11 protein-coding genes are annotated in these 14,468 nt (G+C 52.3%); 7 read left to right on the forward strand and 4 right to left on the reverse strand.

Translation table 11 applies throughout. The features are described from left to right. Positions 1-288: 288 nt before the first annotated feature. Positions 289-1,191, reverse strand: coding sequence for a histone deacetylase family protein (locus ACYVAM_RS20655; protein ID WP_461070501.1), 903 nt, complete (start codon positions 1,189-1,191; stop codon positions 289-291). 117 nt (positions 1,192-1,308) lie between these two features. On the opposite strand from ACYVAM_RS20655, the gene ACYVAM_RS20660 reads away from it, so the two are divergent. From ACYVAM_RS20660 to ACYVAM_RS20670, 3 genes are all read left to right on the forward strand, one after another. Next, positions 1,309-2,058 (forward strand): SDR family oxidoreductase, encoded by a 750-nt coding sequence (locus ACYVAM_RS20660; RefSeq protein WP_461070503.1) that lies wholly within the window; start codon positions 1,309-1,311, stop codon positions 2,056-2,058. 150 nt (positions 2,059-2,208) lie between these two features. Next, entirely contained in the window at positions 2,209-2,649 is a 441-nt protein-coding gene (locus ACYVAM_RS20665; RefSeq protein ID WP_461070505.1) for a hypothetical protein, read from the forward strand. A 52-nt stretch (positions 2,650-2,701) separates the two neighbouring features. Next, positions 2,702-3,007, forward strand: coding sequence for a hypothetical protein (locus ACYVAM_RS20670; RefSeq protein WP_461070506.1), 306 nt, complete (start codon positions 2,702-2,704; stop codon positions 3,005-3,007). A gap of 98 nt (positions 3,008-3,105) precedes the next feature. Here the strand turns inward: ACYVAM_RS20670 and ACYVAM_RS20675 are convergent, their stop codons facing one another. Beyond that, positions 3,106-3,840 (reverse strand): YciE/YciF ferroxidase family protein, encoded by a 735-nt coding sequence (locus ACYVAM_RS20675; protein WP_461070508.1) that lies wholly within the window; start codon positions 3,838-3,840, stop codon positions 3,106-3,108. Positions 3,841-4,166: 326 nt separating this feature from the next. Between ACYVAM_RS20675 and ACYVAM_RS20680 the strand changes: the two genes are divergently transcribed. Continuing rightward, positions 4,167-5,402, forward strand: a complete 1,236-nt coding sequence (locus ACYVAM_RS20680) for a PQQ-dependent sugar dehydrogenase (protein ID WP_461070510.1) — start codon at positions 4,167-4,169, stop codon at positions 5,400-5,402. Between the two features lie 25 nt (positions 5,403-5,427). Here the strand turns inward: ACYVAM_RS20680 and ACYVAM_RS20685 are convergent, their stop codons facing one another. After that, positions 5,428-7,791 carry a M20/M25/M40 family metallo-hydrolase gene (locus ACYVAM_RS20685; protein ID WP_461070512.1) on the reverse strand — a complete coding sequence of 788 codons (2,364 nt, stop codon included), beginning with the start codon at positions 7,789-7,791 and terminating at the stop codon, positions 5,428-5,430. Between the two features lie 104 nt (positions 7,792-7,895). Next, positions 7,896-10,067 carry a prolyl oligopeptidase family serine peptidase gene (locus ACYVAM_RS20690; RefSeq protein WP_461070514.1) on the reverse strand — a complete coding sequence of 724 codons (2,172 nt, stop codon included), beginning with the start codon at positions 10,065-10,067 and terminating at the stop codon, positions 7,896-7,898. Positions 10,068-10,503: 436 nt separating this feature from the next. Between ACYVAM_RS20690 and ACYVAM_RS20695 the strand changes: the two genes are divergently transcribed. The 3 genes from ACYVAM_RS20695 to ACYVAM_RS20705 are packed head-to-tail and all read left to right on the forward strand — an operon-like array spanning position 10,504 to position 14,369. Continuing rightward, positions 10,504-11,130, forward strand: a complete 627-nt coding sequence (locus ACYVAM_RS20695; protein ID WP_461070516.1) for a (2Fe-2S)-binding protein — start codon at positions 10,504-10,506, stop codon at positions 11,128-11,130. Beyond that, positions 11,127-12,116 (forward strand): FAD binding domain-containing protein, encoded by a 990-nt coding sequence (locus tag ACYVAM_RS20700; RefSeq protein ID WP_461070518.1) that lies wholly within the window; start codon positions 11,127-11,129, stop codon positions 12,114-12,116. Before ACYVAM_RS20695 ends, ACYVAM_RS20700 begins: the two co-directional genes overlap by 4 nt. Positions 12,117-12,131: 15 nt before the next feature. Next, positions 12,132-14,369, forward strand: a complete 2,238-nt coding sequence (locus ACYVAM_RS20705; RefSeq protein ID WP_461070519.1) for a xanthine dehydrogenase family protein molybdopterin-binding subunit — start codon at positions 12,132-12,134, stop codon at positions 14,367-14,369. Positions 14,370-14,468 lie beyond the last annotated feature (99 nt).

A 14,468-nucleotide genomic window follows, 5' to 3' on the forward strand; every position in this document is an offset into this window, starting at 1 on the left:
AGTTGCGCCATCGAGAGAGTCGCGTTAGCGATCAGATGTTTGTAGAAAAGGTGGTTTTGAGGCAGGCATCGGTCGCGTAGCGATCTAACGATGCTTTTGTCTGATCGCTACGCGACTTCAACCGAACGTAGAAATTTTCTTTTCTACAAACATCAAGTCCCTATGGGACCATACCGCGACTTGACTTATACCTGATCAAGGTATTTTACAGGCTGCCATTTTGCTGAGCAAGAGTCCAACTTCAGTAAAAAAAGCAGGCATTCCAGTAGGCAGCCGACCGCTTCTTTATTAAAAAAACAGATCGGCCGCCACCCGGAACGTATTGCAGTGGGCTTCGATAATATCGGTCAGGCGGGGCGAGTAGCCGCCACCCATCGAGACCGTAATGGGTAAGCCATGGTTGATCGCCTGTTCAAATACGAAGATATCGCGCTGGCGGCATCCATCCCGACTCACACTGAGTTTACCCAGACGGTCAGAAGCCAGGATATCGACGCCCGACACATAAAACAAAAAATCGGGTTGTACCCGTTGAATCAGGCCGGGCAGAATATCATACAGTTTATTCAGATATACCTCGTCGGTGGTGCCGGACGGCAGATTAACGTCCAGATCGGATTGTTCCTTTTTGAGCGGGTAGTTATCCTGTCCCTGCATGCTGAACGTAAAGACCCTCGGTTCATGCTGAAACATGCAGGCCGTTCCGTTTCCCTGATGCACATCTAAATCCACGACCAGAATCTGTTGTGCCTGTCCTGTTTCGAGCAGGTAATGAGCCGCCACGCCGACATCGTTGAGCATACAGAACCCCTCGCCACGGTCCGGAAACGCATGGTGCGTGCCGCCCGCAACGTTCATGGCCACACCATCCCGCCGGGCAAGCTGCGTACAGTCAATCGTTCCCTGGGTAATAATCCATTCGCGTTGGATCAACTCGGGCGTCAGGGGAAAGCCAATCCGGCGCATCATTTTTGGATCAACTGTGCCTTTTTTCAGCGCCTGCACATAAGCTGGCGTATGCACACCCAATACCCAACGATCGTCGACAGGGGCAGGACCGAAGAAGTTAGCCTCGGTGCAGGTTCCCTCATAAAGCAGTTGTTCGTGGATCAATTCGTACTTGAGCATGGGAAATCGGTGGCCTTCAGGCAACCGGAGCCGATATACCGGCGAAAACGCAATCTGAAGCATATACAGCAAAAATAGCCCGGCCCGTTCGATAATGTTACGTCTAAGTTAACCCATTGAGGTGGCGTTGTGTTGCCAAAAGCCCGTAGTTTGGTCGTTCGATGCGTTTATTCAACTTGTATGAAAACAGCGATTATTACTGGCGGAGGTCAGGGTATTGGCCGTGTAACCGCACAGTATTTACTTACACACGGCTATCGCGTAGCTATCTGGGAGGCTGATACAGATGCCCTCGCCGAACTTCGCGAAGCGTTCAAAGCCTCGTCGGCGCAAATTCTGTTTGTCTCCTGCGATGTATCCAGTGAACTCAACGTAAAAAAAGCGACGGAACAAACAGTTGCCCATTTTGGCCAGATCGATACACTCATCAACAATGCCGCCATCATGGTTGAAAAGTCACTCGACAAGCTAACGCTGGATGAGTGGAACCGCGTGATTGGAACCAATCTGACCGGCCCTTTTCTTTGCGCTAAACACACCGCTCCGTTTATAGCCGCCCAAAAAGGCTGTATTATCAATATCGGTTCTACACGGGCGTTTCAATCCGAGCCGGACACGTTTGCCTACTCAGCCAGCAAAGGAGGCATTCTGGCCTTGACGCACTCATTAGCGGTTAGTTTAGGGCCCGATGTGCGGGTCAATGCCATCAGTCCCGGCTGGATCGACGTGTCCGTATTAAAGAAAAAAGCGAAAGCAAAAGCAGATGAACTTCGTCCGGAAGATAATGCCCAGCATCCGGCCGGCCGGGTTGGTCAGGCCGACGATATCGCCCGAATGATTCTCTTCCTGATCGCACCCGAGAATAGTTTTATCACGGGTCAGAACTTTGTGGTCGACGGCGGGATGACCCGGAAAATGATTTATGTATAAGAATCTATGAAAATAGATTAAAACATCCCCGCTGCTTACGGGGTTTATCTGCGACGATGTCTTTGATATCCGGTTGTTAGGCACAATCAGACTCCAGTTCATTATAAGGTTTTATTTTACCCATACACCTGTTTTTACCCTTCATCAGCTATGAACATAGAACTCTCTACTGCTTCCCAAACGGCCCCGTTTGAGGTAATCGACTTGCAGGTATCGTCTCGCCGGACGGCTGGCAAATCACTACTTTCGGTCCGTTTCCTTTGCCGCAACGATCGGTATGTCAACCACTTGCATATGCCGGAACTGTCGTGGTTCGATGCGAACCAGCTCCAGCGGTTTTCGCAGGACCTGTCGCAGGCGCATCATCCTGAAACCTGCCAGACCGATTTGATTGATGCTGGCTTACGGCTTACGGGGTCTGTTCGACGACTGGCAGGCACCTGGACGACGGGGCGAACCGTCCGAATCGAGCCATTACCCTCGTCGGCAAATCAGTTTTCGCCATTTACTATTCATGCTTCCCACCTCGACGTAAAGACTTACGCCAGTAAGTTATACAGTCGCCTGTGGGAATTATTCACAAAAGGCTAACCGAATAGTCTGCTGGCGCATTCAATAACTTCCCCCTTACTAATCAACACGTATGGAAAACATGAATCAGGATTCGACCATTGGATCAACTACTGGCGGAACGGCCCAAACACCGGACGACAGCATTTTGATCAATCAGGATTATAACCCGACCGATCTGGCCGGTGATGTCAATGCGCCCCCAACCACACCGACCGACGAGGAAGAAGCCGCCACGGGAAATGATGGAACAGGAGCCGCATCAGGCAGTCCCAACATGGAAGTCGATCGGTCCAACTATGGCAATGGGGACGCGTTGGGCAACAACGATGGCACAGAGCCAGATCCTGAATGGGTCGACCCGACCAGCAACAGCTAGTTTATAAAGGCTTCGCTTACAGGCGATATACATACAGAAAAGCGGCACATCAAGATCTTAATGTGCCGCTTTTCTGTATGTACGCCATTCAACCAGGCTTATAATGACCGGGAACCGCCAAGCAGACTATCGTCTGATGAATTGTATCCGGTCCCTGTTGTACCTGTAGTTGACGAACCGTAGCCTGCTGTTGTCGAGTTGTCACTATAGCGGGTACCATCTGCATTGACAGACGAGCCATACTGATCAGCATACTGGGTTGAACCGGAATTTGACGAATTATCATCTTCCGAAGCAGCCCGCTGGTTAATGAATGACTCAGCCAACTGGGTCAACTTGCGGTCGGTATTCTTTTCTTCTTCGAGCGTTTGCTGCAACAGGCGGGCAGCATCCGAATAGCCCAGCACTTTAGCCAGCGTTACAGCCGACCCGTAAGCGGCAATTTCATGGTGTTCAATTTTCTGTCCGGCAATGATCAGGCCCGCATCACGCGTTAAAGAGCCGGGTTCGGTGCTGGCAACTACCGTTTGAGCGTCATCGACTAGTCCATCGATAGCCGCACATGTTTTATCGTCGATGTCGGCTCCGACACTCCGAAATACTTCTTCCAGACGGGCAACCTGACCTCGGGTTTCCTGCTGATGCTGCAGAAACGCATTTCTTACTTCATCGGTGGTGGATGCATCAGCTTGTTCACCAAGCGCATCAACTGCCTGTTTCTCTGCGTAATAAATACCACGCAATTCATTGACGAAAAGGCCGTTCAAGCCTTCCCGAGTATCATTATCACTACCACTAAAAAAATTGGCGATTTGGGATCCTAAAGAAGCCATGTTATCTGTTGGTTTAGAGTTAACGTTGAATTTGATCAACGAATTAACCAAAACCATGCCATATGCTGATAGTGTGGCGGTTAGCTATTTGTGCTAATGAATACTGACTATGTTTTTCCACAGATTTTGTAGAGTATTAGTCCAAATCCCCATAATCTTAGCTCAATATGGTCTGAAACAAGGGGTTACTTTTTTATATGAAAGCTTGAACATGACTAGGTTTTTCAGGTTCAGAGAATATTAATTGCTTTTTAATGAAGGATGGCCTGCCACCTCTCATCAGGAAGACAAGGCAAATCTTAACAGTTTTAAAAACCAACGTCAACATGAAAAACGTAGTCAAACCAATGATTCTGTCGGGGCTAGTCGCTACCTCCTTATTAATCTCCTGTAGCAAAGATGAGGTATATGACACCCAGATTCCAGAAACGAACCAACAACCCACCACAGCCCAGGTTCAGGGCAATGTTTTCGAACCTGCTTTGGTGCAAGCCACCGACGCGCGCATAGCCCAACTGAAACTACCCGCCGGTTTCAGTATCGCTAAATTTGCCGATCAGCTTGGCAAACCCCGGATGTTGACCGTCAGCGAAACCGGAAATGTGTATGTAACAAGCCGTGAAGCGGGGACCGTTACCTTACTTCGTGATACGAATAACGACGGACAAGCCGACCAGAAACAAGTGGTCGCAACGATCAAAGATGTGCATGGCCTGACAATCTATTCGGGTAAAATGTATCTGGTCGCCATTCATGAAGTATTCTCGGCAACCATCAATGCCGACGGTACGCTGGGCACACCCCAACAATTGATTGGCAATTTGCCGGACGCCGGGCAACACCCGAACCGCACGATTGCGTTTGGACCCGATGGCTTTATGTACATCACGGTGGGGAGCACCTGCAATGCCTGCGCCGACTCGAACCCGGAAAATGCGACCATCTTACGAGCCAATCCAGACGGAACGGGCCGTCGAATTTTCGCAAAAGGATTACGCAATACCATTGGTTTCGGCTGGCATCCGGAAACGAAGGAACTGTATGGTTTCGACCACGGCATCGACTGGCTGGGCGACGAGCAGCAGAAAGAAGAACTGAATGTCATTAAAGACGGCGCTTTCTACGGCTGGCCTTACATCTATGGCGATGGCAACTACAACCCGCACCCCCGGCCAATGGGCGATACGACCTATGCACAGATTTTAGCGAAAACCACACTTCCTGTTTTACAGTACGATGCCCATGCGGCTCCATTGGGCATGGTTTTTTATACAGCAAGTGCCAACTCGGCAAGCGGCTTTCCGGCCGAATACCAGAACGACGCCTTTGCCACGATGCGCGGCTCGTGGAATCGCAGCCAGCCATCGGGTTATAATGTCGTACGGGTACATTTCGAAGGTGGTAAACCCGTCCGAATCGACAATTTAGTAACGGGCTTTGTAGTCGATAACAATCAGGCACAGTTTGGCCGCCCTGTCGGCATCACCACCATGCCCGATGGCTCCCTCCTATTCTCCGACGACAACAATGGTATTATCTATCGGGTAAGCTACAAGAAATAATGTCTGACGTCCCTATTGAATAAAATTAGAACTGGTACATTTTGCCCACCACGGTGGTGTTGCTCCGACGGCCCTGCTCCGGTATGACTGATGCCGGGCGGGGCGTTCGGATGAGTTCGTTTGGCAAGCCAATGGATTGATCGTAGAGCCGAAGCCGTATCGGTTGCGCGGCCGTAGCATCGACGGTCAGTGTAAGCTGTTTACTGAGAGGCAATCCCGTAAATAATAAATCATAGGCCGGACCAACAGGCGTCTGTTCTGCCTGTATCGCAAGCGGTTCACCATTGACGCTGAGGCTATGAATTTGGCCACCTATTCCTGGAAACAGGGCAGCTTCGATATGCGCTCCTCCACGTACGGAACGTAGTCGCAGGGTTAGGTAGCGATGGCCATTGCGGGTGCTGTCAGTCACTACCTCGGCCACGGGTGGAGCAACGGCAAGAGGTCGGGCAGGCTGCTTCAGGTAGTTGTTATAGTCGACAAGGTGGCCGTTGGGAAACACTTCGGTCAGTGGCCCATACGACGGGTTGGTAAAAAATTGCCGGTTCCAGGGATCGGGAGTACGAAAGTAGTACGAGGCCCAGAAAGCCCGCTTTGCATCGGCATTCATAAAGTAGGCCGTCTGCGTATGCAGGGGCTGGCTGTTGCTCGGCGCTTCGTGCCGAATGGTGAACAATAATAGTGCAGCTCCTGACAGCAGAGACACCATCGGCAGTATCGACACGTTACGCCACCGAAGGCCACTGTCAATAGCCAGCCAGAGGGGCAGCAGTAGTAGCAACAACAAGCCCAGCAACACCACCGACGCAACCGGTAGTTGCAGATCGAAGGTGATAAACAGCAGGTAGGCCATTGGCAGCACTATACCCAGCGCAGGCAGGGCCGACAACAATAATAGCCAGGCAATACCCGACGATGGGCGCGATTGCTGTCGACCCTGCCGAAGCAGGAGTAGCCCACCAACTAATGCTCCCAGCAGTGGAAATAGCAGAAAATAAGCACCGGCAGGCAAGTAGACCATCAGGGCAACGGTTAGCACAAACACCAGCCCGTATGTGCCAACTATTAGTGACAAAGGCCGCATCCAGCGCAGACAGAGTCGCACCAGTAGCCCAAACAGGCCGACCGTCAACAACAGATACGCACCAAAAAACAGGTGTGCGCCATAGGTTCCGTTAAAGAAATGCCAGTAAGGCAAGGCCCGTACTACGCCCAGGTTGACGCCATAGCAGACGCCCCCTACTAGAAGCAGTACGATCAGACTTAGGCCAAAACCACCCAGTACCTGACCGGCGGTGAGCTGCTTTTGCCGGTAGCCAATCACCAGCGAGAGTAACATCAGCCCGGTGAGTAGCCCCATCCAAACCCAATTCAGAGCCATCGGATAGTGTATCAACCAAGTCCCGAAGCCATTGAAAAAAACCTTGTCGGGGCTCCGTACCTGATCAAGGGAACCATTGGCGAAGTGTTTCGCCAGCGCCACCATCGTTTCGCCGTGGTGCTGAAGCCCGTTCTGGTCCAGATTTTCCGGCGAGTCGGTCATTTTGTGGTAATGCACGAAGCCATCCAGAAAAGCGGCATTGACACCCGCATAGCCAGCTTCACGCAGGGGTGTGAAGTCGGTGCTGTTGGGCAGGAGCCGATAAATGGTGTACATGAGTGAGGAAGTCAGCGGGTGAGGCATGGCGTTTGCCAGTTGCTCAACAATCCAGCCATTTTGCTCACTCATCTCGAATAGCAGGCTTGGCCCGCGATTTCCCCGCGATTCGAGGTTAATCACAAAGCCAACGTCTTTTGCCCAGGGGTGGCGCAAAAACGCCCGGGCTCCGAACAGCCCGTTTTCTTCGCCGTCAGTAAACAGAACAATCAGGTCATGTTGCAGCGGTCCCGCATGCCGCAGCGCACGAACCGATTCCAGAATGGCCGCTACGCCCGCGCCGTCGTCGGCAGCCCCGAGGGTGCTAGGCTGCGAATCATAGTGAGCCAGCACCAGCACGGCTTTTCCCGGCTGCTGGCCCTTAAGCCGGGCCAGTACGTTATAAACATACCCCGCCCGCGACGCCACAGGGAGCATCGCGCCCGACGACGCTAGTGACGAGGGCTTTGTTGGCGCCACAACTACCGTGCCCTCCTGCACCTGCGGCTGTAAACCCAGTCGGCGTAGGGCTGCAAGCAGATAAGCCCGTACCCGCGGGTGGTCGGGGGTGCCACTGGCGTGGGGTTCTCGGGCAATTTGCCGGAGGTGCGTCATGGCCCGTTCGGCTGAAAACTCGGTCAGTGGGATTGTAGCAGGCTGGGCGGGCGGAGGCTGCATCAGGTGGATACTCCAGTATGACAGGCCAACCAGGGCCAGCAACAGTATCAACGACAGGCGGGGTGATAAAATCATGGTTCAGGGCCGTTGGTGGGGAATACCCTTTCGTCGTTTTTACCAGGAAGAAGCACGTTTTGGCATTTACCTACCCGGCGCTAGGATTACCGGTTAGGCATCACTCATTTTTTCACTACCTCCCTAGCGGGCTGAAAGTCAGGATGTCCAGCTTGCCACAACCCGAAAGCGAACATATTGGCGAAATTACGGAAGGCCACGGTTTTGTCTTCCGTGAAATGGCCATTGTCGTAGTTCACCTGCATCAGCACGGGTTTTCCCGACGTGCTGGCATTTTGCAGCGCTGCGGCCAGCTTACCTGGTTGCCAGGCAATCACGCGCGGATCGTTCCAGCCGCCAACACAGATTACTGCCGGGTATTTCGTGCCTTCTTTTACGTGGTTGAACGCATCCATCTCGTAGAGCGCCATACACTCCGTGGAGTCTTTCACCGTGCCGAACTCGGCCGCGTTAATGGGGCCGTTGGGCGAGTTTTCCATCCGTAGCGCGTTGGAGCAGCTTACATTGCTGATGGCTGCGGCAAACAGGTCAGGGCGCTCCGTGATGGCCCGGCCAATCAGAATACCACCCGCCGACGTGCCCATACCAACAAGCTTACCCGCACTGGTATAGCCCTTTTTGATGAGGTATTCGCCACTGGCGATAAAATCTTTCCAGGTATTGGGCTTGGTGGTTTTATAACCCGCCTTGTACCAGGCCTGCCCTTTCTCGGAGCCACCGCGCGGGTGCGTTTCCGCCAGCACCACGCCCCGGTTCAGCAGGGCTAAGTTTCGGCGGCTGAAATAAGGCGTTCCCGAGATGCCGTAGGCGCCGTAACCATTCATCAGGCAAGCCGCACTACCATCACGCGTCAAGCCTTTTTTATAAATGATCGAAAGCGGCACCATGGTTCCATCATGGCTCGGTATCTCTACTTCCTCCACCACCAGATCGGCCACACCAGGATAGTTCATGGGCACATGGAACGGGCTGATTACCAGCTTTCTCGTTTCTGGGTTGTAGTCGTACAGGGTTCCGGGGTCATTCCACGAGGTCGAATAAACCATCGCATCATTGGAACGGGGTGCGTCGTAGAATTCGATTCCCATCGTACCGGTACCCGGAACGGGCACGTCGGCCCACTGCTTTGTAAGAGGGTCGTACTGCCGGATTTTTTCGTTGATGCCGTTACTCAGGATAACGAACAGAAAATCTTTCGACGAGGCCATACGGGTAATATTCTGCTTACCTTCCGGCAGCAGCACGGTGGCCGTTGCGAGGTTGGGACTGGTCGCGTCCGTCACCAGAATCTGTCCATTCGGTGCACCTTTCACGCTTTGCAAAAACAGCTGATCGCCTAGCTTAACGAAGCTGTTCACGCTGTCGGTTACGGCGCAGAGCCGTTTCCAGCCAATGGTCGGCTTACCCACATCAGAAGCGGGCGCAAACCAGGCTGTAGCACGCCGATCGACCGTACCCAGATAGCCGTATACCTGCGTCTGGTCGTCGGAATAGAACATGATTGGGTACTGGTCGGGTTTGATGCCAAAATCGGGATTTTTCGCAATCGAAAACAGGTCTGGATTCCCAGCCGGATCATTCCCTACCTTATGTAGCCGCCCTTTCGTATTGAGGTTGCCCTGGGGGTCTTTGGTATCCATTGAGTTGTTGGGCGTGTAGAGAAAGCCGCTATCGTCGGGAAGCCAGCTTACCTCACCGCCAAACACGGCCGTAATACTTTCGGGACTAAACGTCTTTGTCGCCAGGTCCATCGTTCGGACGGTCGAAAGTTCCGCTCCACCCTCCTGCAGACCAATCGCCAGTTTCTTGCCATCGGAACTGGGTGTAAAGGCCGTCATCAGGTAAGTTTTGCCTTTTTCGTACCCGAGCGGGTCAAAAAGCAGGGTTTCCCGGCCTGTTTTCCCTTCCCGAACGAAGAGTTTTCCTGCTTTTTCACTCGGCAGTGTTTTGCGGTAGAAATACCGGTTGCCTCTTCGTTTGATCTCTCCGTAGCGCACAGTCAGCAGCTTATCGTAGTCGATAAATTGCTGGATCAGCTTATCGCGACCCGGAATTTGATTCAGCACAGCGTTAGTATAATCACCCTGCGCTTTAAACCAGTTGTTGGTTTCCGGACTGTTCATATCTTCGAGCCAACGGTAATTATCGACAACTGTTTTCCCAAAGTACGTATCCGTTACCGGCCGTTTGGGCGTAGCGGGCAGACTCCCGGTCTGGGCGAATAGCGGTGATCCGGCAACGAGGCAGGTGATGAGAGTAAAGCTGATAATTTTCATGAGAACTGGATTTGGTTTTCAGGAAGATGGAAAGAAAGAAACCGGCAGAAGCAATACGCTAACCCGCAGATAACCAAGCCAAAAGTAGTTGATTAACAAAAGCCAGGCACTCGGATAAATGTATGAATCGCTGGATTTTAACGTAGTACCACAACGAGGGCGACTTGAACCATTCAAAAAAGCATCCGGTGTTGAAAAGTCAGGCCAATCTATCCATAAAGACATTGATTATCAAACCAATACAACTAATAGCATCGCCAATGAATAGCCTATTTATCGAGCGGCAAAAAAACGCAAGTCCTGCCTGCTTACCAGTAATCTATACTCTGACTTATTGAGATTGGGACCTTACCCGTTCATTACCTAATTATCGGCTCAGTTTGATCAAACATTTCCCCCTAAACACGCAGTTACCAGGTTAAATCCGCTTATAGCTATGGCTACGCAAAACACCTCCCCGACTGATGGAGCAAACCGACGCTGGTTCTTAAAGCAATCATCGGCCGTGGCAAGCTCCTTACTTATGTCACCCTTACTTGAGCCAGCTAACTTGGAACCCCGCTCAATAACGCCTGCAAAACCAGGTAGTCGACGCTCAATCACGCTGCGCATTAATCGTAAGTCATACAAACTGGATGTTGAGCCTCGCGAGACACTACTCGACGTATTGCGCGAACGACTCGACTTGACCGGTTCCAAAAAAGGTTGCGATCATGGCCAGTGCGGAGCCTGTACCATTCACCTCGATGGCCGGACAGCCAATGCCTGCCTGCTACTGGCAGCCATGCAACAGAATCGGGAAATCACGACCATTGAAGGGCTGGCACCGGGAAAAAATCAATTGCATCCCTTACAAACGGCATTTCTGGAACACGATGGGTTTCAATGCGGCTTTTGTACGTCGGGGCAGATTATGTCCGGGGTAGCGGTCATTCGGGAGGGGCATGCCCATTCGCACGCAGACATTAAAGAATGGATGAGTGGTAATCTTTGTCGCTGTGGGGCCTATGCAGGCATTGTTGCCGCGGTGGAGTCGGCACAAAAAAATGGGCAACAGTCATGAAGAATTTTGATCTGATCCAGGCCAATCAACCTGCCGACGCCGTAAAGCTGGTCAGCTCGGCTCCCGCTACTCGGTTTATCGCGGGTGGAACGAACCTGGTTGACCTGATGAAATACGGCGTTGAAAGCCCGGATATTCTCGTCGACATCAGTCGCTTACCGCTGGACAACATCGAAAAAACAGCGACGGGGCTACGCATTGGCGCGTTGGCCCGAAACAGCGACGTAGCAGCTAATAAACTCGTTATTGATCAATTTCCGTTGCTGTCACAGGCATTGCTGGCCGGTGCTTCTCCCCAGCTTCGCAACATGGCAACCATGGGTGGCAACCTGATGCAGCGGACCCGCTGCTATTATTTCTACGATACCAGCACGCCCTGCAACAAGCGTAATCCTGATGCCAACGCCGGGCCGAATGGCTGCGGGGCTCTTGGTGGCTTCAACAGACTTCATGCCATTCTGGGCGCTTCTGACAGTTGCATCGCTACCAATCCCAGCGATATGAACGTTGCCCTGAGTGCACTTGATGCGGTCGTGCAGATTCAGGGAGTCAACGGCAATCGCTCGGTACCGTTAATTGATTTCCATCGTTTGCCGGGTAATACGCCCCAGCGGGATAATGTACTGGAACCGAACGAGTTGATCGTGGCCATTGATCTGCCTACGTCACGACTGGGTGGCAAATCGCACTATCAGAAAGTACGTGATCGGGCTTCGTACGCCTTTGCGCTGGTGTCTGTGGCGGCTCGAATGGCCGTCGAAAACGGCACCATTCAATACGTTCGAATTGCGCTCGGTGGAGTGGCGCATAAACCCTGGCGAATGCCTGATGTTGAAAAGCAATTAGTCGGCAAACCCGCCACAGAATCAACATTCCGGGAGGCCGCCCGACAGTTACTGGCCGGAGCCAAGCCCCATCAGTACAATGCGTTCAAGATTAAGCTGGCCGAAAACACCATCGTTCGCACCCTGCAAACGGTCGTCTGATCGCCTTTTAACAATATGGCAAAGAAACTTATTGGTGATCCAATTAACCGAATCGACGGCAAGGAGAAAGTAACGGGTACAGCCCGCTACTCGGCTGATATCAAACGATCCAATCTGGTACATGGTGTTTTGGTGATGAGTACGATTGCGCATGGACGCATCCGCCAAATCGACACGAGTGCCGCCTTGAAAGTTGCCGGCGTACTGGGCGTAATGTCGCACGAAAACGTACCCAAAATAGGTGGGACCGATAAGAATAAGAACTCGGAACAGGCGACAGATCGGGTATTACATGTGTTTCAGGATAACCAGGTGCATTATAATAATCAGCCCATTGCCCTGGTCTTGGGCGAAACTTTCGAAGCGGCTACCGAAGGCGCCGATTGTGTGCGGGTCACCTACGATACCGAACCGCTTAAACCTGAACTACCTGCCAATCTGGATAAGGCCGTCAGACCTAGCCGGTTGCCTCGCGGGGATGACCAGATCGATACGCTTCGGGGCGATATGAAAGCAGGAATGGACCAGGCAACAAGTCGTTTTGAGGCCACCTACCGAACGCCTACCCAGATTCATAACCCCCTAGAACCGCATGCCTTGGTTTCCTATTGGGAAGGCGACAAGCTCACGATGTATACGGCAACACAGGCGGTTTCATCTACGCAGAAACGAGTAGCGGAATTATTTGGCATTCCGAAAGAAAACGTTCGGGTGATTTGCCAGTATATCGGTGGAGGCTTTGGCAGTAAGGGGACCGTTTTCTCACAAAATATGCTGGGACCACTAGCGGCCAAATTCATTAACCGGCCCGTTAGACTGGTACTCAAACGGGAACACATGTTTGGGATGGTGGGCTCACGATCGGCTACTGTACAACGCTTTACACTGGGTGCCAAAGCTGATGGTCAGTTTACCGCAATGGCACACCACACCGTTTCGCAGACAGACGATTTCGATGAATTTGCCGAACCTTCCGGCGTCATCAGCCGTATGCTCTACGCCGTTCCCAATCAGGAAACGACCCATAAATTTATCCGCGCTAACATCGGTCTCACTTCACCCATGCGGGCACCTGGCGAAGCGTCGGGTGTATTTGTGCTGGAGTCCGCTGTCGACGAAATAGCCGCGCTGCTGAAGATGGACCCGCTGACACTACGGCTTAAAAACTATGCAGAAACGGACTTACACAAGAATCTGCCATTCTCCAGTAAGTCACTTCGGGCGTGTTACGAACGGGGTGCCGAACAGTTTGGCTGGTTTAAGCGCAAGGCCGAACCCCGATCCATGCGGGATGGCAATCACTTAATTGGTATGGGGATGGCAACAACTGTTTATCCGGTTAACCGGGGTGAGTCGTCGGCCAAAGTGCAGCTGAATGCCGATGGAACTCTGCGGGTAGAAACAGCCACACAGGACCTGGGAACCGGGACATTTACCATCCTGACGCAACTGGTAGCCGAGGTGTTTGACATCTCGCCCGATCTGGTTACGCTGGCCGCCGGTGACACCCGTTATCCTGAAGCCATAGGATCCGGTGGGTCCCGGACAACAGTTACGACGGGTTCAGCCGTTGTGCAGGTAGCCCGGGAGGTTTTGACGAAAGCGAAAAAGATGGCGCTGAATGATACCAAGTCCCCCCTTTACGCATCGCCGGAATCAGAAATCGGGATCGAAAAGGGGCGGCTTTACCGGAAGTCAGATCCTCGCAAAGGTGAAACGCTGAGCACTCTGCTGAAACGCAACGGGGGCAAACCTCTGGAAGAGATGCAGGAGTCGAAGGCGGGTGCAGAGAAGAATAAGTACTCCATGTACGGTTTCGGGGCCATTTTCGCCGAAGTTCGGGTTGATGAAGCCCTGGGCGAGGTTCGAATGTCGCGGATGCTGTCGGTAGTATCGGCGGGAAAGATCGTCAATGAAAAAACGGCCCGTAGCCAACTGCTGGGTGGGATGATCTGGGGCCTGGGCATGACCCTCCACGAAGAAACCCTGCGCGATCCCCGTATGGGTCGTATAATGAATCCCAATCTGGCTGAATACCATATTCCCGTTAATGCCGACATTGGTGAGATCGACACTATTTTTATTGCTGAAGATGACGAATTGGTCAATCCAGCTGGTGTAAAGGGAATTGGTGAAATGGGCATTGTGGGTAGTACATCGGCGCTGACCAGCGCCATTTACCACGCCACGGGCGTACGGTATCGCGATTTACCAGTAACCGTCGACAATATTCTGGCCAACAGCAGATCGTAATTACAGGCGACGGATTCAGATTGACAGTATACGCGCTGGATTGTCTATGCGATTAAGATAGGTTTACGGCATTGCACGTATTCCCAGCAATTCCAACTC

It is taken from the genome of Spirosoma horti, from assembly GCF_054776595.1.